This is a genomic window from Roseobacter ponti, assembly GCF_012932215.1.
GTDB lineage: Bacteria > Pseudomonadota > Alphaproteobacteria > Rhodobacterales > Rhodobacteraceae > Roseobacter > Roseobacter ponti.
Genome location: NZ_CP048788.1, coordinates 3,520,166 through 3,541,496 on the forward strand (window position 1 = coordinate 3,520,166; position 21,331 = coordinate 3,541,496).

General features: G+C 60.7%; 24 protein-coding genes and 1 other RNA gene. 13 read left to right on the forward strand and 12 right to left on the reverse strand.

The window, feature by feature from the left end; genetic code table 11:
- The first annotated feature begins 16 nt into the window (after nucleotides 1-16).
- Nucleotides 17-113: signal recognition particle sRNA small type (ffs, locus tag G3256_RS16860), an RNA gene on the forward strand.
- A gap of 7 nt (nucleotides 114-120) precedes the next feature.
- On the opposite strand, the gene ypfJ is transcribed toward ffs, so the two are convergent.
- Nucleotides 121-960 carry a KPN_02809 family neutral zinc metallopeptidase gene (gene ypfJ / locus G3256_RS16865; RefSeq protein ID WP_169641930.1) on the reverse strand — a complete coding sequence of 280 codons (840 nt, stop codon included), beginning with the start codon at nucleotides 958-960 and terminating at the stop codon, nucleotides 121-123.
- 62 nt (nucleotides 961-1,022) lie between these two features.
- Between ypfJ and G3256_RS16870 the strand changes: the two genes are divergently transcribed.
- From G3256_RS16870 to recR, 4 genes are all read left to right on the forward strand, one after another.
- Complete coding sequence (locus G3256_RS16870) at nucleotides 1,023-1,385, forward strand: YidH family protein (RefSeq protein WP_169641931.1); 363 nt, start codon at nucleotides 1,023-1,025, stop codon at nucleotides 1,383-1,385.
- Between the two features lie 64 nt (nucleotides 1,386-1,449).
- Nucleotides 1,450-3,216 (forward strand): DNA polymerase III subunit gamma/tau, encoded by a 1,767-nt coding sequence (locus G3256_RS16875; protein ID WP_169641932.1) that lies wholly within the window; start codon nucleotides 1,450-1,452, stop codon nucleotides 3,214-3,216.
- Between the two features lie 64 nt (nucleotides 3,217-3,280).
- The gene (locus G3256_RS16880) at nucleotides 3,281-3,625 is read left to right on the forward strand and encodes a YbaB/EbfC family nucleoid-associated protein (RefSeq protein ID WP_169641933.1); all 345 of its coding nucleotides are present in this window, start codon (nucleotides 3,281-3,283) and stop codon (nucleotides 3,623-3,625) included.
- Between the two features lie 79 nt (nucleotides 3,626-3,704).
- Nucleotides 3,705-4,298 (forward strand): recombination mediator RecR, encoded by a 594-nt coding sequence (gene recR / locus G3256_RS16885; RefSeq protein WP_169641934.1) that lies wholly within the window; start codon nucleotides 3,705-3,707, stop codon nucleotides 4,296-4,298.
- A gap of 2 nt (nucleotides 4,299-4,300) precedes the next feature.
- Here recR and G3256_RS16890 read toward each other — a convergent pair whose 3' ends face one another.
- Nucleotides 4,301-5,167, reverse strand: a complete 867-nt coding sequence (locus tag G3256_RS16890; RefSeq protein ID WP_169641935.1) for a mechanosensitive ion channel family protein — start codon at nucleotides 5,165-5,167, stop codon at nucleotides 4,301-4,303.
- Between the two features lie 251 nt (nucleotides 5,168-5,418).
- Between G3256_RS16890 and G3256_RS16895 the strand changes: the two genes are divergently transcribed.
- Nucleotides 5,419-6,102, forward strand: coding sequence for a cupin domain-containing protein (locus tag G3256_RS16895; RefSeq protein ID WP_169641936.1), 684 nt, complete (start codon nucleotides 5,419-5,421; stop codon nucleotides 6,100-6,102).
- Between the two features lie 64 nt (nucleotides 6,103-6,166).
- Here the strand turns inward: G3256_RS16895 and G3256_RS16900 are convergent, their stop codons facing one another.
- The 3 genes from G3256_RS16900 to G3256_RS16910 form a co-directional block, all read right to left on the reverse strand.
- Nucleotides 6,167-7,345 (reverse strand): type III PLP-dependent enzyme, encoded by a 1,179-nt coding sequence (locus G3256_RS16900; RefSeq protein ID WP_169641937.1) that lies wholly within the window; start codon nucleotides 7,343-7,345, stop codon nucleotides 6,167-6,169.
- Nucleotides 7,346-7,583: 238 nt separating this feature from the next.
- A complete protein-coding gene (locus tag G3256_RS16905; protein WP_169641938.1) occupies nucleotides 7,584-8,684 on the reverse strand; it encodes an endonuclease/exonuclease/phosphatase family protein in 1,101 nt (366 codons plus the stop codon).
- 122 nt (nucleotides 8,685-8,806) lie between these two features.
- Nucleotides 8,807-9,604, reverse strand: coding sequence for a DUF1013 domain-containing protein (locus G3256_RS16910; RefSeq protein ID WP_169641939.1), 798 nt, complete (start codon nucleotides 9,602-9,604; stop codon nucleotides 8,807-8,809).
- Between the two features lie 138 nt (nucleotides 9,605-9,742).
- Between G3256_RS16910 and G3256_RS16915 the strand changes: the two genes are divergently transcribed.
- Nucleotides 9,743-10,372 carry a ribonuclease T2 family protein gene (locus tag G3256_RS16915; protein WP_169641940.1) on the forward strand — a complete coding sequence of 210 codons (630 nt, stop codon included), beginning with the start codon at nucleotides 9,743-9,745 and terminating at the stop codon, nucleotides 10,370-10,372.
- Between the two features lie 20 nt (nucleotides 10,373-10,392).
- Nucleotides 10,393-10,653, forward strand: coding sequence for a hypothetical protein (locus tag G3256_RS16920; RefSeq protein WP_169641941.1), 261 nt, complete (start codon nucleotides 10,393-10,395; stop codon nucleotides 10,651-10,653).
- A 7-nt stretch (nucleotides 10,654-10,660) separates the two neighbouring features.
- On the opposite strand, the gene G3256_RS16925 is transcribed toward G3256_RS16920, so the two are convergent.
- Nucleotides 10,661-11,647 (reverse strand): NAD(P)H-quinone oxidoreductase, encoded by a 987-nt coding sequence (locus G3256_RS16925; RefSeq protein ID WP_169641942.1) that lies wholly within the window; start codon nucleotides 11,645-11,647, stop codon nucleotides 10,661-10,663.
- A gap of 106 nt (nucleotides 11,648-11,753) precedes the next feature.
- Nucleotides 11,754-12,467, reverse strand: a complete 714-nt coding sequence (locus G3256_RS16930; RefSeq protein ID WP_169641943.1) for a COQ9 family protein — start codon at nucleotides 12,465-12,467, stop codon at nucleotides 11,754-11,756.
- A gap of 113 nt (nucleotides 12,468-12,580) precedes the next feature.
- Here G3256_RS16930 and rpsU point away from each other — a divergent pair, with 113 nt between their 5' ends.
- On the forward strand, nucleotides 12,581-12,787 hold the full coding sequence (rpsU, locus tag G3256_RS16935; RefSeq protein ID WP_008207378.1) for a 30S ribosomal protein S21: 207 nt from the start codon (nucleotides 12,581-12,583) through the stop codon (nucleotides 12,785-12,787).
- Nucleotides 12,788-12,894: 107 nt separating this feature from the next.
- Here rpsU and G3256_RS16940 read toward each other — a convergent pair whose 3' ends face one another.
- The gene (locus tag G3256_RS16940; protein WP_169641944.1) at nucleotides 12,895-13,413 is read right to left on the reverse strand and encodes a VPLPA-CTERM sorting domain-containing protein; all 519 of its coding nucleotides are present in this window, start codon (nucleotides 13,411-13,413) and stop codon (nucleotides 12,895-12,897) included.
- Nucleotides 13,414-13,478: 65 nt separating this feature from the next.
- Here G3256_RS16940 and G3256_RS16945 point away from each other — a divergent pair, with 65 nt between their 5' ends.
- Nucleotides 13,479-13,646 carry a hypothetical protein gene (locus tag G3256_RS16945; protein ID WP_169641945.1) on the forward strand — a complete coding sequence of 56 codons (168 nt, stop codon included), beginning with the start codon at nucleotides 13,479-13,481 and terminating at the stop codon, nucleotides 13,644-13,646.
- A 90-nt stretch (nucleotides 13,647-13,736) separates the two neighbouring features.
- Here G3256_RS16945 and G3256_RS16950 read toward each other — a convergent pair whose 3' ends face one another.
- Complete coding sequence (locus G3256_RS16950; RefSeq protein WP_169641946.1) at nucleotides 13,737-14,195, reverse strand: Lrp/AsnC family transcriptional regulator; 459 nt, start codon at nucleotides 14,193-14,195, stop codon at nucleotides 13,737-13,739.
- A 139-nt stretch (nucleotides 14,196-14,334) separates the two neighbouring features.
- On the opposite strand from G3256_RS16950, the gene ald reads away from it, so the two are divergent.
- Both ald and G3256_RS16960 read left to right on the forward strand, forming a co-directional pair.
- Nucleotides 14,335-15,453, forward strand: coding sequence for an alanine dehydrogenase (ald, locus tag G3256_RS16955; RefSeq protein ID WP_169641947.1), 1,119 nt, complete (start codon nucleotides 14,335-14,337; stop codon nucleotides 15,451-15,453).
- Nucleotides 15,454-15,645: 192 nt separating this feature from the next.
- Nucleotides 15,646-16,962, forward strand: coding sequence for a peptidoglycan-binding domain-containing protein (locus tag G3256_RS16960; RefSeq protein ID WP_246227669.1), 1,317 nt, complete (start codon nucleotides 15,646-15,648; stop codon nucleotides 16,960-16,962).
- A gap of 61 nt (nucleotides 16,963-17,023) precedes the next feature.
- On the opposite strand, the gene mscL is transcribed toward G3256_RS16960, so the two are convergent.
- The gene (gene mscL, locus G3256_RS16965; RefSeq protein ID WP_169641948.1) at nucleotides 17,024-17,452 is read right to left on the reverse strand and encodes a large conductance mechanosensitive channel protein MscL; all 429 of its coding nucleotides are present in this window, start codon (nucleotides 17,450-17,452) and stop codon (nucleotides 17,024-17,026) included.
- A 140-nt stretch (nucleotides 17,453-17,592) separates the two neighbouring features.
- Between mscL and G3256_RS16970 the strand changes: the two genes are divergently transcribed.
- Nucleotides 17,593-18,297, forward strand: coding sequence for a glutathione S-transferase family protein (locus G3256_RS16970; RefSeq protein WP_169641949.1), 705 nt, complete (start codon nucleotides 17,593-17,595; stop codon nucleotides 18,295-18,297).
- Nucleotides 18,298-18,395: 98 nt separating this feature from the next.
- On the opposite strand, the gene G3256_RS16975 is transcribed toward G3256_RS16970, so the two are convergent.
- The gene (locus G3256_RS16975) at nucleotides 18,396-18,845 is read right to left on the reverse strand and encodes a YtoQ family protein (protein WP_169641950.1); all 450 of its coding nucleotides are present in this window, start codon (nucleotides 18,843-18,845) and stop codon (nucleotides 18,396-18,398) included.
- Nucleotides 18,846-18,881: 36 nt separating this feature from the next.
- Nucleotides 18,882-21,281: a phenylalanine--tRNA ligase subunit beta gene (gene pheT, locus G3256_RS16980; protein WP_169641951.1), complete on the reverse strand. Its 2,400-nt coding sequence runs from the start codon at nucleotides 21,279-21,281 to the stop codon at nucleotides 18,882-18,884.
- Nucleotides 21,282-21,331 lie beyond the last annotated feature (50 nt).

Below are 21,331 nucleotides of genomic sequence, written 5' to 3' on the forward strand. Positions count from 1 at the left end.
GCCTATATGACCGGTCGAGAGGTTGGCGCGGGCGAGCGCCTCGCCAACCCGGTCAGGTCCGGAAGGAAGCAGCCGTAACGAGCCCCGCTTGGGTCGTTGTCCAGCCTCTCACCTTTTCCCTCACAGCTGTCGTGCGCTGAATGTGTCACATGAGGCCATCTGGCCGCTGTCAAATCCGCGCTCAAACCAGCGTGCGCGCTGCTCTGATGTGCCATGTGTAAAGGTGTGGGGCTGCGGCACCCGCCCGGCCTGGCGCTGCAGATGATCGTCGCCGATCTTGCGGGCTGCGTTCAGTGCCTCGGCCAGATCGCCACGTTCCATCAGGCCCTGCACAGACTGCGCCCAGACACCGGAGAGACAATCGGCCTGCAGCTCCAGCCGCACGGTCAGCGCATTGGCGTCGGCCTGCGACGACTGCCGGCGCATCTGATCGACCTTGCCGAGAATGCCGAGTTCGTTCTGGATGTGGTGCGCAACTTCATGCGCGATCACGTAGGCCGCAGCGAAATCACCGCCCGCGCCCAGTTGTTGCTCCATCTGCCGGAAAAACGTCGTGTCGAGATAAGCCATCTGATCGGCCGGACAGTAAAACGGCCCCGTTGCCCCGGATGCGCCGCCACACGCGCTTTGTGTCACGCCGGAAAAGACAACAAGCTGTGGCGGCTGGTAAGGTCGGCCCACCTGCTGCTCAAATTTGCGCGTCCAGACGTCCTCAGTGGTGGCAAGAACACGGGCAACAAACTGCACCATCTCATCATCCTCGACCGTCACCGTGCGGCTTTCCTGCGTGACCGGCGCACCGGTTCCGGTCAGCAGGGGCGACACGTCAATGCCGGTAAAATAGCCGATTGCAAGAACAGCCAGCACACCAACAAGACCCAGCCCGCCTGCGCGTCCACCGCGCCCGGAGCCCCTCCTGACACGCACATTTTTGCTGGATCTGATGCCTCTTAACCGCATTATCTTCGCTCCCTGTGGCTCTGACACCTTGCATCCTAACGCACGAGCCACACAATAGGTTCATGGCAAACAGCAATGAAATGGCCGAGGACAGGACCGACTGGGCGGAGGACAGAACAATCCTCGCGAATGAACGGACCTTTGCGGGGTGGATGCGGACCGGGATGGCCTGCGTGGCGCTGGCCATAGGTCTCAAGGCTGTCTTCGGGCCTTTTGAGCCCACGTGGGTACCGAAATCTGTCGCCAGTTTCTTTATCCTGATCGCGGTGTTCATCTTCTGGGCGGCACGGCGGCAGGCCTGCGCCACCCAGTCGCGGCTTAACCAGCACGAGGCTCAGGCCCAGACCCGAAGCTACTTCACGGCTCTGAGCATTTTTCTTAGCTGCGCCTCGCTGCTCACAGGCCTCATTTTGTGGTGGCTCTAGTTTACGTCCCGTCCCCGAGGACATACCCTGAATACAAGCGCGCGAATCTTGCCCGGGGCCTTCCATGACCGACAGCGAAAAAACTGAATACCAGGTTCTGGCGCGGAAATACCGCCCCGAAACTTTCGCCGATCTGGTCGGTCAGGACGCGATGGTGCGCACGCTGAAAAACGCTTTTGAGGCCGACAGGATCGCCCAGGCCTTTGTGATGACCGGTATTCGCGGAACCGGCAAAACCACGACGGCGCGGATCATTGCCAAGGGGATGAACTGCATCGGGCCGGACGGCGAAGGTGGCCCCACCACCGAGCCCTGCGGCACCTGTGAGCACTGCACCGCCATTATGGAAGGCCGGCATGTCGATGTGCTCGAGATGGACGCGGCCTCAAACACCGGTGTGGCCAATATCCGTGAAATCATCGATTCCGTGCATTACCGGGCGGCTTCGGCGCGCTACAAAGTGTACATTATCGACGAGGTGCACATGCTCTCGACCGGTGCTTTCAATGCGCTGCTCAAGACGCTGGAAGAGCCGCCCGCCCATGTGAAATTCATCTTTGCCACGACCGAAATCCGCAAAGTGCCGGTGACGGTGCTGTCGCGTTGTCAGCGCTTTGATCTGCGCCGGATTGAGCCGGAGGTGATGATCGCGCTGATGTCCCGGATCGCAAAAGCGGAAGGTGCGCAGATCACTGATGACGCTCTGGCGCTGATCACCCGCGCCGCAGAAGGTTCCGCGCGCGATGCGACCTCACTGCTGGATCAGGCGATCAGCCATGGCGCGGGTGAGACCACCGCCGATCAGGTGCGCGCAATGCTGGGACTGGCCGACCGGGGCCGGGTGCTTGATCTCTTTGACATGGTGCTCAGGGGGGATGCCGCCGCAGCACTCAGCGAGCTTTCGGGCCAGTATGCCGAAGGCGCGGACCCGATGGCGGTGCTGCGCGATCTGGCGGAAATCACGCACTGGGTCTCGGTGGTCAAGATCACGCCCGAGGCCGCCGAAGACCCGACAGTCTCTCCCGATGAGCGTGCGCGTGGCCTTGCTATGGCGGAAAAACTGCCGATGCGGGTGCTTACACGTCTGTGGCAGATGCTGCTCAAAGCGCTCGACGAAGTCGCAACAGCGCCGAATGCGATGATGGCCGCCGAGATGGCAGTTATCCGGCTGACCCATGTGGCGGATCTGCCCGCGCCTGAGGATCTGCTGCGCAGGCTCAGCGGCACGACCCCGCCGGCCCCCGGGCCCTCCGGTGCATCCGCTGGCACTGCGGCATCATCCGCGCCGGTGCGCGCAGATGCCCCGGCAGGTAGCTTCAGTACAGCACCGCGCGCGTCAGGCGGATCAGGAGCCGGCCCCGCAACAGCTCTGGCAGCAGACGCCGATGCAGCGCTCGCGCGGTTCCCGACATTTGAACATGTGGTCGAACTTATCCGTGCCAACAAAGACGGCAAACTTCTGGTGGATGTGGAAACCGACCTGCGCCTTGTCACCTACCAGCCCGGGCGCATCGAATTTCAGCCCACCGACCGCGCACCGCGCGATCTGGCGCAACGCCTCGGTCAGCGGCTGCAGAACTGGACCGGCAATCGCTGGGCGGTGACTGTTGTCAGCGAGGGCGGCGCGAAAACGATCGACGAGATCCGAAACGCCGCGCGCTATGCCATGGAAGAGCAGATCCGGCAGCATCCGCTCATGCAGGCGGTTCTGGCGCAGTTTCCTAAGGCCGAGATCGGCACCGTGCGCACGCCCGGGGACATTGCCGCCGCAGCCCGTCAGGAAGCGCTGCCTGAGGTCGAGGACGAATGGGACCCCTTTGAGGACAGCTGATCCTCTTGTTCCCGGCGCGCGCCTTCACATATAAAACGCAAACTGTCTCACAAAGGATGATCAGATGTTCAAAGGTTTAGGGGGTCTCGGCGATATGGCCGGGATGATGAAGAAAGCCCAGGAAATGCAGGGCAAAATGGCCGAGATGCAGGAAGATATGCAGAACATCACGGTCGAAGGCGAGTCCGGCGCCGGCCTCGTGAAAGCCACCTGCACGGCAAAAGGCGAGCTGAAAGGCCTCGACATCGACCCGTCGATCTTTAACAGCGACGACAAGGAAGTTGTGGAAGATCTCATCCTCGCCGCGATCAAAGACGCGCAGGGCAAAGCGTCCCAGCGCGCGCAGGAAGAGATGGCGAAACTGACCGAAGGCCTTGGCCTGCCGGCAGATATGAAGCTGCCCTTCTGAAACGGGTTCTGGCGCTTTTGGGGTCGCCCGCGGGTGGTCCCGGTTTCTTCCGGGCCAGCCCCTCTGAAAGGCGCAGGGTTTGAGCAGCACGCAAGACATCGATGCTCTCATTGAGCTGATGGCCAAGCTGCCTGGCCTCGGGCCGCGTTCGGCGCGGCGTGCGGTGCTGCACCTGATCCGTAAACGCAGCCTGTTACTTATGCCTCTGGCCGACACCCTTCGCACCGTCGCAGAAACGGCGCGCGAGTGTCTGAACTGCGGGAATGTCGGCACCACGGATATCTGCGACATCTGCACTTCGGAAAAGCGTGCCACCGGAGAGCTTTGCGTGGTCAGCGATGTGGCGGATCTCTGGGCGATGGAACGCTCGGGCGTCTTCAAAGGGCGGTATCATGTGCTGGGCGGCACACTTTCAGCACTTGATGCCATCGGGCCCGAAGAACTGCGCATCCCGCGACTGCTCGATCGCATTCCGTCAGAGAACATTACCGAGGTCATCCTCGCGCTCAGCGCCACAATCGACGGGCTGACCACCGCACATTACATTGCCGATCAGCTTGAGGGACAGGTGCGGCTGACGTCGCTGGCCCAGGGCGTACCGGTGGGAGGTGAACTAGATTACCTTGATGACGGCACCATCACCGCCGCGATGCGCGCAAGAACCACTCTGTGACCCTATGCTCCGGCCGCTGACGTCTCCGGTGCAGCCTCCCCGCGCAGCGGCAAGGGCTCCTTGAACGTCAGCGTCCTGTAAGGGAACGGGATTTCAATACCGGCATCGTCGAGAGCCCGTTTAACCGCAGACACAACTTCATCACGCGATCTGCGCACGTCAACGGGCGTGGATCCGGTCCACCAGGTAACCTCGAAATTGATCGACGACGACGCAAACTCCTGAGCGAAAATCTGAACAGGCCGGCCATCGCGCACAACTGTTTCACAGGTCTCAACAGCGCTTTCGATGACACTCCGCGCCTCGTCCACATCGACGTCATATGCGACGCCGCAGATCACGGTGACACGGCGGACATCCTGATCGGTACGGACGATCAGAGGATTTTTGAAAAGGATCGAGTTCGGCACGATGACCAGTTGTCCGTCGGTCTGCCGTATGTGGCTTTCACGGATGGCGATCTGGGCGACTTTGCCTTCAATGCCCTCACAGGCGATGTGATCCCCGATGCGCATCTCGCGCCGGAACAGAATGATTATCCCCGCAAGGAAATTCTCGAACACATCTTTGAAGGCAAAACCAATGGCGACAGAGCCGATGCCGAGACCCGCGAGAATGCTGCCCGGGGTCAGTCCGGGAAAGAGGATCACCGCGGCTATCATAATCCCCAGGGTCCAGATGGCGATAGACACGAGCAGGGAAAACAGGCTCTTGAGGCTTTCACGCAGGCGCGTGCGCGCCATCACCTTGCCGAGGACATAGCGTCCGAGACCGGCCAGACCCCAGGTCACCAGAATGACCAGAAGGGCGACGGCGATCTGCGGCAGAATTTCGATTGAGGATCTCGCGATGGATCGTAACTGATCCATCAGTATTTTAACCGGCTCCAAATTCATTCTCCATCGGTTGCACCGGGTTAACGACCAGACCGGCGGAAAAGTTCAGATGAGCACCGGAAAACCGAAAAGACACGGCACCATCCAAAGGAATTGTGATGAAAAGTGTCGCCCCTGCAGCACCTGATCCTACACAGTTGTATCGCGCTCTGTGACGCGACCTGGTATAAGCGCTGCGGCGGCACCGGACGACCGCCGCGCATCCGCAAAGAAAAGGAGACCCCTTGCAGCTCAACGCAGATTTCAACCGCCGGGCCGTTGTGCATGCGGCGGATCTGGACTGGACACCCTCACCTATGGCCGGGGTTGACCGGCGGATGCTTGACAGGATCGGGGATGAGGTCGCGCGGGCGACCTCAATCGTGCGCTACGCACCCGACAGCCGATTTTCCGCCCACACTCATACGGGCGGCGAGGAATTTTTTGTGCTGGAGGGTGTGTTCCAGGATGAGCATGGCGATTATCCCGCCGGGACGTATGTGCGCAACCCGCCGACCACCAGCCATACGCCGGGATCTCAGGCCGGCTGCGTGATCTTTGTAAAGCTGTGGCAGTTTGACATGGCCGACCGCACACAGTTCAGCGTGGATACCCGCGCTGGTGACTATGCGCCGGTCGGAGACACGCCCGGTGTGACGCGGCTGGCGCTGCACAACGACAGCAATGAAAACGTCTGTGTCGAGCGATGGGCTGCGGGCACCACGCTGGCGCTGGAGGCACCGGACGGGCTGGAACTGCTGGTGCTCGAGGCCGGGTTCACCGCAGAGGGCGAGACATTTGGCGTGCAGTCATGGCTGCGCCTGCCGCGCGGTGCCCGGATGACAGTCGAAGCCGGGGAGACAGGCGCAAAGGTCTGGATCAAACGGGGACATCTGGCGCGCCCCCCGCAGGCGCCGGCGCGCCCCTGAAACAGCAAGCCGCCCACCCCTCCCAAGGTGGACGGCTCTTTTTTCCAGGGCGATGTGTTCGCTGCTACAGAACGATCACATCCAGCGGTGGAAATCCGTTGAACCCGACAGAGCTGTAGCTTGAGGTATAGGCACCACAGTTGCGGATCACGATCCGGTCGCCGTCGCGCAGCGACATGGGCAGCTGCACGGGGCGTTTTTCATAAAGGATATCCGCACTGTCACAGGACGGGCCGGCCAGAACGCAGGGGCCGGTCTCTGTGCCGTCGTGACGGGTCACAAACTGGTAGCGGATTGCTTCGCCTTCGGTCTCAGCAAGACCGGAGAAACGGCCAATGTCGAGATAAACCCAGCGGTGCAGGTCGTCTTCGGATTTTTTCGACACCAGCATCACTTCGGCCACGATGTGGCCGGCTTCTGCGACCATACCGCGTCCGGGCTCTGCCATAACTTCTGCGACGTCACCGAAACGCTCTTTGACCGACGCCATAACAGCCGCAGCATAGGCGCGGGGCGCCTGGACGGTCTGGCCGTAAAAAGCCGGGAAGCCGCCGCCGATGTTGAGAAGCTGCAGGTCGTGACCAGCGGCGCGTGCGGCGTGCCACAGCGGTGCAACCTGATCCAGAACCGGGTTCCAGTGCGCGGCTTCGCGGGTCTGCGATCCGACGTGGAAGGACAGACCGTAGGGCTGCAGGCCCACGGCGACCGCATGATCGAGAAGCGACGGCAGCATGGACGCGCCGCACCCGAATTTGCGGCTGAGCGGCCAGTCGGCCTGGCTGTTTTCGACGATCAGGCGGATATAAACGCGGGCGCCCGGTGCGTGGCGGGCGATTTTGTCGAGCTCAGCTTCGCTGTCTGCGGCGAAAAGGGTCACACCGGCGCTTGCCGCGAATGCGATATCGGAGGCGCGTTTGATGGTGTTGCCGAAAGAGATGTTCTCCGGGCGCGCGCCCTGGCTGAGGCAAAGCTCGATTTCCTGGCGGGAGGCAGCATCAAAGCCGGAGCCTTTTTTGACCAGCATGCGGATCAGTTCCGGCGCGGGGTTCGCTTTGACGGCATAATGGATGTGCGCGGCACCCAGACCGGCGTGCAGCGCGTCATACTGTGCGGAGACGCGATCGCGGGAGATCACCAGCGTCGGTTTGTCAAAGAAGTTCGCCGCGATGTAGGCCGCTGCCTGATCGACGAATACGGGGGATGCGGCGCGCAGGGCGCCGGGGACTGTAGCGTTCATGGTCATCTCCAAAGAGCAGGTGGGGGGGAGGTCCCCAAGAGTCGTTTCAAGAGACGTTACCGTCGCTACATAAACGCGGGTCAGTCAGGATCCCTTAACAGGGTGGCTGACCGGCCAGAGGCGCGTGCGTTGGCGTCTGTGTCCGTGCACTTACGCCTGTTTGAGATTCGTACAAGTCCCAATCTGCAGGCACAGTTAATTATTTCCACAGCGCGTCCGGGTGCGTTCAGAATGCAACACCCGGTCAGCCGTCTTCCCAGTCCTCGCCGATGGGCGAGCGTGGTTTTGCGCGTTCCTCGCGGATCATCCGGCGGGTCTCGCTTTCTTCGGCGGCATCAGACGGCTCAATCTGATCATCGCCGCGTCTGGTCTCGGTCAGCGCCAGTTCAAAGTACAAAGGGAAGTGGTCAGACCCGATGTGTTCGAGCCGCTCAAGCAACACAAGCCGGAACCGCGCGTCGTGAAACACATGATCCAGCGGCCAGCGCAGCAGGGGATAAAAAGCATGAAAAGTATTATAGAGCCCGCGCCCGACGCGCGGGTCCAGCAGGCCGGACAGGCGCTGAAACCGCCGGGTCGTCGTCGACCAGGCAACATCGTTGAGATCGCCCGCGATCACTGCCGGCAAGGCAGACTCCCGTGCCTGCATTCCGGCCAGAGCGATCTCGCTGTCGCGTCCCAGACTTGTATGACCGATTGCCGGCGGCTCGGGGTGCAACACGAAAAGCCGCAGTTCGTCTCCGCAGGGCAGCGTGACAGTGGTGCGCACCGACGGCACCGCCTGCACCACCAGAAAATCAACCGCTGTGTCACTCAGTGGCAGTTTTGACATAACGCACAGGCCGTATCCGTTATCCTGGGGCTGGCGGATAATCTCCGGATAATCCTCTTCAAGCGCATCACCCAGAGCGGCAATCCAGGGTTCGTCTGTCTCAAGGGCCAGCACGATATCGGGCCGGCGCGCGCGCACCAGGTTTACCAGCCGGTCATACTCCCGGTTGGACATTTTGACATTAGAGGACAGAACTGACAGCTGCCGTGAGAGGTCAGCTTTCAGCGATCCGGTCGCCGGGCGCGACTGCTGCGGCCAGAGCGGCGTGAATTTCACGATATAGCTTAAATGCGCAACCGCATTCAGCGCAAAGAGCACTGCGGCGATCTGAAGTGCAGCGCCGGGACCCGCAATAAGGGCTGCGACAACCCCGGCGAGAGACAATACAAAAAGCTGCAGGCGCGGGAATGCGAGGCCCCGGATGACCCCCAGCGGGATCCGGGTGAGTGGCAGCAGCGTTGCGAGCGTTATCGCAAAAGCCAGCGCCCAGATCATTCCCTGAATTACTGTCATACTCTTATCCGGATCTGCGGCGTCGGAAATGCTCCGTCGGCTCCGCCGGTTCTAGCGGGTAGCGGACATAAAAAAAACCCGGCGCGCAAAGGCACCGGGCATTTTTACGCTTGTCGAAGGCATCAGCCGGCGGATTTCCCGGCCTTTTCCTCGTCCTCGTCTTCGTCGTCGTCCCGCGTGCCTTCGGGAAGATTAAAGAAGCTTTCCGCATCCGAGAAATCGCCGGCACTGGCCTCTTCTTCTTCCTTGCTGTCTGCCTCGGTGTCACCCGAAAGGGTAAATGTCTCGAGGCCTTCGATGGCGGTGGGGATCTTCGGCTCGGCATCCATGCCAAGGCTCTGCTCGGTGCTGACCAGCTTGCGGCGCTCGTCATCGCTCATCACCGGCGCATCGGCGGCTTTCTTGGCGGCGGCTTTCTGAACAACCGCATCAAGCTCTGACTGCTTGCAAAGCCCCAGAGCAACCGGATCGATCGGCTGGATGTTTGAGATATTCCAGTGTGTGCGCTCGCGGATTGCCTGAATGGTGGGTTTGGTCGTGCCCACCAGTTTGCTGATCTGTGCGTCGCTCAGTTCGGGGTGGAATTTCACCAGCCACAGGATCGACGCCGGACGATCCTGACGCTTGCTGAGCGGTGTATAGCGCGGCCCGCGGCGTTTTTCCTCGCCCTGGGCTGCGGCGTTAAATTTCAGCTGCAGTTTGTGCGTCGGGCTTTCCTGTGCTGCATCAATCTCATCCTGCGTCAGCTGATTGTTGGCGATGGGATCAAAGCCTTTGACGCCCTGGGCCACGTCTCCGTCCGCAATACCCTGAACCTCCAGCTCGTGCATGCCGACAAAATCAGCGATCTGCTTGAAACTGATAGTGGTGTTATCGACCAGCCAGACGGCGGTGGCTTTTGCCATGATCGGTTGTGCCATTTTTCTTCTCCTGCGACATCTCTTTCGGCCCACATCTTCCCCGTCGCCTGGAAGGGCGGTCCCGGGTCCGGGACGGGTTTCCGTTGTGGGGGAACTCGGGCGCTGTATAGTCGCGAAAACGGGATAAGGAAAGACCCAATGCGCGCGCTTGTGATCTGGCTGCTGGCCGCCCTGCCCGTCATGGCAGAAGACGACCGCGCCGGTGCGTTCGACTATTATGTCCTGTCGCTGAGCTGGTCACCGAACTGGTGCCTGCGCGAAGGCGACGACCGGAATTCACCGCAGTGTGAGCGCGGCACGGGCCACGGCTGGATCATGCACGGGCTGTGGCCACAGTATGACCGCGGCTACCCTCAGTACTGCCGGACCCGCGAGCGTTCGCCTTCGCGCCGCATGACCGATGAGATGGCTGATGTTATGGGCACCCCGGGACTGGCCTGGCACCAGTGGAAAAAACACGGCGTCTGCTCCGGTCTGGATGCCACGGATTATTATGCGCTGTCACGCGAGGCCTACCGGCGGGTGGTGCGGCCTCAGATCTTCAGACAGCTGACGGATCCGGTGCGGTTGCCGGCCTCCGTCGTCGAGGAGGCCTTTCTGGAGGCGAACCCGCAACTGAGCCCCGACATGGTTACAATCACCTGCAAAGAGGGCCAGATCCAGGAGGCCCGCATCTGTCTGTCGCGCGATCTTGAGCCGCGCAAATGCGGGCCTGATGTATTACTTGACTGCCCGTCACCGAGTGCACTCTTTCAGCCGGTCCGGTGAGGTTGCCGCCGGTGCTTGCGGTGGCCCTGGTCAACATCGCCCTGCCCGCCGCACTGTCTGCAGGCCTTCGGCAGCTGACCGCGCCCCGATTGCAGCTCGTTGCATTCGCGATCTGTGTGATCCTGATCTTTTCGCTCAATCAGGTGTCCGGGCTGGCGCGGCGCTGGCTATGGCCGCTGCAGACGCTGAATATCGCGGCCGCACTCTTGTTGGGCAGCCTGACGGCATTTTCTGCCCTACCGGCACTCGGGCTGCTTTTGCGGACCATGACAGGTGCGTAAACCTGCGCTAACCGCCGACTTTCAGGACGATCTTGCCGATATGCCCTGAGCTTTCCATGCGGGTATGCGCATCCGCGGCGTTCTCCAGCGCGAATTCCTGATCCATAACCGGTGCGACACGACCCGCGCTGATCAGCGGCCAGACGGCCTCCCGCAGATCTTCGGCAATCCGGGCCTTGGCCAGATCGCTTTGCGGACGCAGGGTGCTGCCGGTCATCGTCAGCCGCTTTGTCATAAGCTGCACAAAATTCACTTCGACCTTCGGCCCGTCCAGAAAGGCGATCTGCACCAGCCGCCCGTCATTGGCGAGCGTTTTCAGGTTGCGCGGGATATAATCGCCGCCGACCATATCAAGTATCAGATCAGCGCCGCCCTCAGCCCTGATGCGCTCCACGAAATCCTCTTCGCGGTAATTGATCGCGATCTCGGCGCCAAGCCTCAGGCAGGCTTCGCACTTTTCGGCAGACCCGGCCGTCGTGAAGACCCGCGCGCCAAAGGCGCGGGCCAGCTGGATCGCCGTCGTTCCGATGCCGGACGAGCCCCCGTGTACAAGAAACTTTTCGCCTGCTTTCAAACCGCCCCTGCCAAATACATTTGACCAGACCGTAAAGAAGGTCTCAGGCAGACAGGCGGCCTCTTTGAGCGACAGCCTGTCCGGCACCGGCAGACAGTGCGCGGCAGGTGTTGCAACGTATTCGGCGTATCCTCCACCCGGCAAAAGAGCACAGACCATGTCTCCGGGTGCCACTTCTGATACTCCCGCGCCCACAGCCACAACCTCTCCCGAAGCTTCCAGACCGGGCAGGTCGCTGGCACCTGCGGGCGGGTCGTAAAGGCCCGCACGCTGCAGTGCGTCCGGGCGGTTCACGCCGGCGAAGGCAACTTTGATTACCACCTGACCATGTGCCGGCTGCGGCACCGGTCGTTCGGTGATCTGCAGCACATCCGGACCGCCTGCTCCGGTAATTTCAACGGCGCGCATCATCTCGGTCATCGGCAGCGTCCTTCGGTTCTGTTATCTGTCTCTAACAGGCCTGACGCCCGCAGAAAACCGGATGTGCCACGGCACCCGGATGGTCGCTGCTGCCTGTCATGACGTATCAGGGTCTGTCTGCCTCTCCGCGCGGGGCCGTCCAGCTGCCCGGCATTGTGTCGCGCTGTGCACGCGCCGGCGGTCTGATCCGACCCAGCACCCATTCCGGTCCGGCCATCAGGCGGCTCAGCGTCGGGCTTTTACGAACCTGCGATTTGAGCTTTTCGATCTGCATCACGTCCCCGATCCGGCGCTCAAGAAAGGCGCGCGTAGCCATCGCATCGGGGCTGTCATCCCCCAGCCAGTAAAGCACTGTGGACGAATAAACACCGCTGAGCGTCGCGCGCTTGGTGTACCAGTTATAATCCTCTGAAGTGTCGCCGAGGGCCGTCCAGATGTGATCTGCCGTGCCCCAGATCAGCCGCGCGCCGTCACCGGCATAGACCGGCAGCGCAAAGAGCGTGGTGCCCCGGCGCACAGCCTCTTTATTTTCACTGGCCCCGATGCGCATCCACACCGACTCAGTCACTTTCTCGCTGAACTTCAGGCCGGACATATCGATCGCGCCAAGCCTGTCGAGCATCACCTGATCACCGTTTTTGTGAAAGGCGATCGCGAGATCGACAGCGCCGCGCGGACAGACTGCCCGGGCCACGCCGGGGGCCATTTCCGCATCGCGTATTGCGGCCTGAAAAGTAGCCTCCGACCAGCCGTCAAAGGGTACGTGCAAAAGGGCTGCGTCCAGCAGCGCGGTTCTGGCCTCGTCATATGAAACGGTCATGGGTCTGCTCCCGGGTAAAATACGCGTTGTACTGGACAAGATAGTGCGTCCTTGCTATATGCCCACTTCCTGCAAATCCTTGCAACTCAACTTAGAAAGGTGGTGAAAACCACATGCAGGTTAGTGTTCGCGACAACAACGTCGATCAGGCGCTTCGTGCCCTGAAGAAAAAGCTGCAGCGTGAAGGTGTCTTCCGCGAGATGAAGCTCAAGCAACATTTCGAGAAGCCGTCCGAGAAAAAAGCGCGCGAGAAAGCTGAAGCGATCCGCCGTGCCCGTAAACTGGCACGCAAAAAAGCACAACGCGAAGGAATGCTCTGAGCATACCTCCGGATGTGACCGGACTTAAAAAAACCCCCGTATGGCCTGCGCCATGCGGGGGTTTCTTTTTTTGCGCGGGGGTCCGGGACAGGCCGGACCGTGCCGGTTCAGCTTTTGCGGCGACGGCGCAGCATCACGCCCGCCACGCCGAAGCCTGCAAGCATCAACGGCAGGGTGGCCGGCAGCGGAACGGCCTGAACCGCCCATGTGGCAGATACGGCGATATTGTCGCCCGCCTCGCTGAAATCAAAGATCAGCTCATTTTCCGACACGGTTACAGCCGGTTCACGGTCAAATCCGTTCTGAAAGATCGTCAGGCTGCCGAAAGCCGGCAATAGATCGTAGGTGTCCTGGATCACCAGACCGTTGCGGCCCCGGTTCTGCAGGAAGAACCTGTTTTCATCCAGTGTCAGCCGGACAAGATCGTGCAGCAGGTCGATCGTGTAGAACTCAAGGAAGATGCCTTCACCGGCAGCAACCTCGCGTTTTCCCCACTCGCGCTGATGCGGAAGGTTATCTTCGAAATACTGAAAAATGGTAACGGTCTCGCCGTTAAAGGTCGCAGCCTGCGAGGCGCCGGTCCAAAGGCCGGCCGCGGCGACGACAGAGAGTAGCCCTCTGAACATCGTAAACTCCGTAACTTGTTAAACATACTGTGTACTTACAGCGTTAAAGATGGACCGGAACGCAGTTGATTTCAATCGTTCCCGCCGATACCCGCCGGCCCGTATTTTCAGGTTTTCTCGGAAACGTGCTGTATTTGACTGAAATACAGGGAAAAAAATTCCGCCCGCCGCGAAAACGCCCGGCGGATGTTATTTCAGCCGGCGGTTTGCTGTTTCGCCGTGCGCGCCAGTGACGTTCAGCCTGCCCGATTGTGTCTCTTCGCGACGTTCTTTCGGACTCACGGGAATCGACGCCGGGGTTTTCAGGGCCCCGTCAGGCCGGATCAGACCGGAAGGGCGGTGGTTCGGAAAACCGTGCGTAAGGCAAAGCTCGACTGCATCTGTGCCACCCCTGGCAGACGCGCAAGATACTGTCGGTGGATCCGGGCAAAGTCTTCGGTATTTTCCGCAACCACTTTCAGCAGATAATCCGCACTGCCGGCCATCAGATGACATTCCAGCACATCCGGGATGCGCCGGACGCCCTTTTCAAAGGCATCAAGTACCTCATCTGCCTGTCCCTGCAGGGTAATTTCGACAAAGACCGTTGTCGGCACGCCCATTTTCCTTGCGTCCAGCAGGGCCACATACCCATGGATGTAACCTTCCTTTTCGAGCCGCTGAACCCGCCTGTGACAGGCCGAGGGCGAGAGGTTCACATCTTCGCTGAGATCTGAATTGGACAACCGCCCTTTCGTCTGCAGTGCGCCGAGGATTCGCCGGTCTGTTGGATCGAGAGCCATTTGTGCAAAATTCTTTCGCCTGCGTGTGGATTCTCAGAAGACTATTCGCAAAAGCACCCCCTTTACGAGGGATTTTTAATGCCCGATTGCACAGAGACGGGCGTATGCATCAGGAAATCAGGTCAGGGAGAAGACGGCGATGATTATCGGTTGCCCCAAAGAAATCAAACCACAGGAATTCCGTGTCGGCATGACGCCCAATGCCGCGGGCGAGGCCGTCGCACATGGCCACCGCGTGCTGATCGAAACCGGTGCCGGTAAAGGCGCAGGATTTGAAGACAGCGATTATACCGACGCCGGCGCAGAGATCGCCGCAACGGCAGCTGACGTATTCAGCACCGCCGATATGATCGTAAAGGTGAAAGAACCACAGGCCGGGGAGCGCCGAATGCTGCGTGAAGGTCAGGTGCTCTTTACCTATCTGCACCTGGCACCGGACCCTGAGCAAACCCGCGATCTGATCGCTTCGGGGGCAACATGTATCGCCTATGAAACTGTGACCGATGACCGCGGCGGCCTGCCTTTGCTGGCGCCGATGTCGGAAGTGGCAGGGCGTCTGGCCCCTCAGGTCGGGGCCTGGACCCTGCAGAAAGCCAACGGCGGGCGCGGTGTTCTGATGGGCGGTGTGCCCGGTGTCGGCCCGGCGCGTGTGCTGGTGATCGGCGGCGGTGTCGTCGGCACCCATGCGGCCCGGATCGCGGCCGGTATGGGCGCGGATGTAACCGTGCTCGACCGTTCGCTGGCGCGTCTGCGCTATCTCGATGATGTCTTCGGGCAGCAGTTCAAAACCAGCTATGCCTCCGCCGGCAACACCATCGAGCTTGCCCGTGCTGCGGATATGATTGTCGGCGCTGTCCTGATCCCCGGGGCCGCTGCCCCCAAGCTGATCAGCCGCGCGCAGCTTTCCGAACTGAAACCCGGCGCGGCCCTCGTCGATGTGGCCATTGATCAGGGTGGTTGTTTTGAAACCTCGCGTGCGACCACGCACCAGGATCCGGTCTATGATGTGGACGATATCATGCACTATTGCGTGGCGAATATGCCCGGTGCTGTGGCTCGCACCTCGACGATTGCACTGGGCAACGCGACGATGCCTTTCATGCTGGCGCTGGCGGATAAGGGCTGGAAACAGGCCTGTCTCGATGATCCGCACCTGCTGGACGGGCTTAATGTGCATGCCGGCCAGCTGACCTATTTCGCCGTCGGCAAGGCGCTGGGGATCGATGTGGTCTCGCCCTCCATAGTTGTAAAACAGTAACGATTGCGGGTCGTTAGCGGGCAAATGCCTGCTGCGTCCCGCCACGCCGGCTGAACTTCAGAAGCCCGGGGCACGGCGGATCTGCGCCGTGAAGCCCCCGCGACCCGGGCTCTTTTCTCAGAAAACCAGTGCTTTGATGGCTCGAATCGGGTTTAATCGGGTCAGAAAATTCATTTTTTGCGGGATATAACAATGAAACAGAGTAACCGGATTTCAATGAAACAGAGTAACCGGATTTCTGCAGCCCTTGCCGCTGCAATGATGCTGACGACCACGACCGCCATGGCCGATTCTAACCTCGGTGCCTTTGCTGTCGGGGCCGCTGTGGGCGCAATCGTGAACCAGCAGGTCAACAACAACAAAAAGAAGCGTACAACCACGACACAGCGCACCTATTCCAACAACAGTTACCAGCGTCAGCAGAACCGCGAGGTTCAGTCCGCGCTCAATGCTTTCGGATTCCCGGCGGGAACAGTGGACGGCTCTCTCGGCAGCCGGTCGCGTGGCGCGATTTCAACCTATCAGGCCTATATGGGCTATCCGGCGACCGGATATCTTGAGGAATACCAGCGTGTGAACCTTGTCTCCTCGCATCAGCGTATGCAGGCCGGCGGCGGGAATGCCTATCCGCAGGTTGTCGCAAGCGAAGGCACCCGCGGTCTGCTCAAGGCTTTCGCGGATCCGAACTATGCCAACAGATACGGCGGTGCTCAGACCGGCAACAGCGTCACGGCGTCCGGCCAGGTTCAGACCTTTAACCAGAACGAAACCTATGCTGCGGCGGCCCAGCCGGCCCCCCTCGCTCCGCTCAGCCTGAGCGGAGCGCAGTCCAGCGCATCAATGGTCAGCCACTGCAAGATCGTGAACAGCCAGACCCAGGCCAATGGCGTGATCCTTGCAAGCAACGTCACCAATCCGGACCAGGCTCTGGGTGAGCAGTTCTGCGAAGCGCGCGCCGATGCGATTCGTCAGAGTGACGCGCTGCGGGCCTCGGTCGATCAGTCGGATGCACAGCTGCGCGCCGGGTGTTCGCAGATCGCTGACGCCATGGCGCCGGCTATTGCCCAGATTTCCGGCGCGGGTGCCGCTTCGGTTGCTGTGACAGCCCAGCAGACCGCAAATACGCTCTTTAACGGTGATATGGCCACGGCGACAGGCTACGGCCAGATCTGCCTCGGGCTCGGCTACCGTGAAGACGACGCCAAAATGGCGCTGGGGGCTGCCACCGTGATGCTGGCTGCAGGCCGCGCGCCTTACTCCGAATTCGTCGGCCACCACGTGCGCTGGGGCTTTGGTACCGATGCGCCCCGAGGCGGATCGACCGGCTGGTATGAGACAGCGCTTACCGCGATGGAGAACGGCGCAGAACCGGCAGTCCTGCCCGGGCAGACAAAATCGCGCAATGCCATCATCCGCGCCTCGCTGATATCTTCGGGTGTTGCCGCACCGGTGAAAGCGTTCAGCGCATCCGGTGGTGGTCTGCCGACGCTGAACCTCGGCGACAACTGATCATATGACATAAAAAGGGGGCCCGCGGCATCTGCTGCGGGCCCTTTTTCGTGACTGCCTCTCAGGCGTCTTTTTTGAGCGCGTCGCGGATCTGCAGCAGCACTTCAAGCTCGGTCGGCCCGGTGGGCGCTTCATCGGCGTGTGTTTCAGGCCGTTCAGCAGCTTCCTTAATGCGGTTGACCATCTTCACCAGTAGAAACACCACGAAGGCAACGATCAGGAAGTTGATGATCGCCATGACGAACTTGCCAACGGCAAAGACCGGTACGCCGGCCTCGGTTGCCGCCTCAATGGAGGCAAAGGTCTGATCACCCATGACATAAAACCAGCCTGAAAAATCGATACCACCGGTAAACAGCGCGATGACGGGGTTGATCAGATCGCCGACCAGCGAGGTCACGATGGCCGTAAAAGCGGCGCCGATGATAATACCAACCGCCATGTCCATGACATTGCCCTTGGCGATAAAACTTTTGAATTCATTCAGCATTGATGTCCCTCACACTGTTGATCCGCGCGTCACTGCACGCTCTGTGCGCCTGTTAACATATCGCTGCGCGGACACGAGCCTGTTTTTACGGGGAAACGATCCTAGGTTTACCCCGTAACCACTCAACAGGAGATGCCATAATGGCCGACCTTTCCGCCTTTCCGATCAACGACAAGTGGCCCGCAAAAGACCCTTCAGTGCTGCAGCTTTACTCTTTTCCGACCCCGAACGGCGTGAAAGTCTCAATCGCTCTCGAAGAGATGGGCATCCCTTATGAGGCGCACACGGTGACGCTCTCGGACGCGGATGTGAAAAGCCCCGAGTTCCTGTCGCTGAACCCGAACAATAAGATCCCTGCGATCATTGACCCTGACGGGCCGGGCGGCACACCGTTGCAGCTTTTTGAAAGCGGCGCGATTCTGATTTACCTCGCGGAGAAATCCGGCAAGCTCATCGGCAACACGCCTGCCGAGAAAGCCCATATCATTCAGTGGCTTATGTTTCAGATGGGTGGCCTCGGTCCGATGCTGGGACAGCTTGGGTTCTTTTACAAATTCGCAGGCTCCGAGTATGAGGACAAACGCCCGCAGCAACGCTACATCGGTGAGGCGAAACGCCTGCTGGGCGTACTCGATGGTGTGCTGGAAGACAAAGAGTGGATCGCCGGTGACTTCTCTATTGCCGATATCGCGATAGCACCCTGGATCAACGCGCTGGATTTCTATGGCGCGAAAGAGGCCGTGGAGTACGAGAGCTTCAAAAACGTTGTAGCCTATCGCGACCGGTTCTATGCCCGTCCGACCGTGGAAAAAGCCAAGAACATCCCGCCCCGCACACCGGCGTAAATTCGCCGCTCCGGGCGCGCGCCTGAGGCGCACGACAAAATGATAAACCGGCGGGCCATGACAGCACGCCGGTTTTTTTCGTCCCATATCGACAGAGTTCAGCCGGGTAGCTTGCCGGTCAGCACGTAGCGCAGGATTTCGACCACCTGTGAGGGTTCTTCAGCCACAGCGAGGGCTGCGGCATCAACCTCTTTCAGCGGATGCGCGTGCTGCGGGCCGTGCAGGATAATGAGCGATTTGCCGAGCGCCGAGGCCATGCCCGCGTCAAAGGCCGCGTTCCACTGTTTGTACTGATCGCCGAACCGCACCACGACGATATCAGCGTCTTCTATTCCCTTGCGGGTGCGGATTGCGTTGACCATAGCACCTTTGTGGTCGTGCCAGTATTTGTTGTCCTCAGCCCCCAGAATGGCCACGCCGCAGTCGTCGCTTGCGTCGTGATCGGTCACCGGGCTGTCAAAGCTGACATCCAGATCGGCAGCACCGCTGGTGATCTGCTCGCGCCAGTCAGTGTGAATTTCTCCGGACAGATAAACTCTGAGCGTCATGGTATCGTCTCCTTCTGCTGCGCTGCGACGATTGCGTCAGCCGCGCAATGTGCCGCCCGTGGCTTTGGTCACTTTCTCGATGACCTTCGCACTGACGGCTTCGATGTCTTTTTCGGTCAGCGTCTGATCTTTCGGCTGCATCCGCACCGTGATCGCCAGGGATTTCCGGTTTTCGCCAAGGCTGCCTCCGACGAACTCGTCAAAGACCCGCACATCCTCAATCAGCGCTTTATCCGCCCCCATGGCGGCATTGATCAATGTAAGCGCCTCGGTCTGCGCTTCCACCACAAAGGCGAAATCGCGTTCGACAGCCTGCAGATCGCTGATGGCAAGCGCTGCGCGGGTGGCTCCTGCTTTGCGCGGCAGGGGGATCTCGGCAGGCCAGAGGGTGAAGGCCATCGCCGGGCCCTTTACTTCCATCGCCTCCAGCACGCGCGGGTGTACTTCACCGAAGACGCCCAGCACCTTTTTCGGGCCGAGGCAGATCACCCCGTGACGGCCCGGGTGCCACCAGTCGCGGCCTGTGCGCATGATCTGCACCTTCGCAGGTGCACCCATCGCGGCCAGAACAGCTTCGGCATCTGCCTTGACGTCGAAGACATCGACCGCGCGCGAGGCACCGTGCACGTCCTTTGGCCCTGTCCGGCCCACCAGCAGTGCGGAAACCAGCAGGTGCTGCTCTCCCGGCTCCCCGCCGTGAAAGCCCGGGCCCACCTCGAAAAGCGCCATATCGGCAAAGCCCCGCGCCTGATTGCGCGCCGCGGCCTGCAGCAGACCGGGCAGCAGGGCGGGCCTCATGTGGCTCAGATCACTGCTGATCGGGTTCTCAAGGCGGGTCGCATCATCGCCGCCGCCGAAGAGTGCCGCCGAGGCCTGATCTATGAAGCTGTAGCTGACACATTCGTTGTAGCCCAGTGCCGCGCAGGTCCGCCGGGCGATTGCCTCACGGCGCTGCATCGGTGAGAGGATCGGTTTCGGCACGCCTTCGGTGAGGCGCTTGAGCGGCTTGCCTTTGAGTTTGGTAAGAGATGCGATGCGCGCCACCTCTTCGACCAGATCGGCCTCGCCCTGCACATCCGGGCGCCAGCTCGGCACATGCGCCATGTTGCCCTCAAGGATGAAACCCAGAGAGGTCAGCGTCTGGCGCTGCTCGCTTTCGGGGATGTCCATGCCCACAAGCGAACGTACTCGCGCCGCGTCCAGCCGGTAGGCGCGGTCGGTGTCGGGGATTTTGCCCGCCACGATCACCTCAGACGCCTCACCGCCCGCGTGATCCAGGATCATACGCGTTGCGTGCTCAATCCCGTAGGGCGTCCATGCGGGATCGATGCCCCGCTCAAACCGATAACGTGCATCCGAGTTTATCTTCAGCGCGCGGCCCGTGTAGGCGGTGCGCACCGGATCGAAATAGGCGGCTTCGAGAAAGACATTCACCGTCTCTTCGGTGCAGCCCGACGCCATTCCGCCCATCACGCCGCCGATGCTTTCCACGCCATTCTCATCAGAGATCAGCGTCATGCCTTCCTCAAAGATGTATTCTTTTTCATCCAGCCCGGTGAGCGTCTCGCCCCCTTTCGCGCGATGCACGCGCAGGGCATTGCCGGCGATTTTGTCAGCATCGAACACGTGCAGCGGGCGGTTGCGGTCATAGGTGAAGAAATTCGTCACATCGACGAGAAAGCTGATCGGGCGCAGTCCGATGGCGCGCAGGCAATCCTGCAGCCACTGCGGGCTCGGCCCGTTTGTCACGCCTCTGATGACCCGCCCGAAGAAGACCGGGCACTGGTCCAGTGTATCTCCGTCGATGGTGACACTGACCGGGCAGGCAAAGGCACCGGGCACCGCATCAACGTCACGCTTTTTGAGCTTGCCCAGACCACGGGCCGCAAGGTCACGGGCAATGCCGCGCACACCCAGCGCATCGGGGCGGTTGGGCGTGATCGCAATCTCGATCACCGGGTCTACTTTGGCGGGGTCGTTTTCAGCAAGCCAGTCCACGAAAGATTGCCCCACTTCGCCCGAGGGCAGTTCAATGATCCCGTCATGCTCCTCGCTGAGCTCGAGCTCGCGCTCTGAGGCCATCATGCCAAAGCTCTCGATCCCACGGATTTTGCCGACGCCGATGGTCGTATCGATCCCTGGCACGTAAACGCCGGGTTTGGCGATTACGACGGTGATGCCCTCGCGCGCGTTGGGCGCGCCGCAGATGATCTGCTTCTGCCCCTCGTCCGTGTCCACCTGGCAGACCCGCAGCCGGTCGGCATCAGGGTGTTTTTCGGCCGAGGCCACATAGCCCAGCGTAAAGTCTTTCAGACGCGCGGCACGGTCCTCGACACCTTCGACCTCGAGGCCAAGGTCGGTCAGGGCATAGAGGATCTCATCGAGCGTGGCCTTTGTCTCGAGATGGTCTTTGAGCCAGGAAAGCGTGAATTTCATGAGGGGTCCGCCGGGTCTTTGAATGTGAGCGCCGTGATAGACCAAAGCGG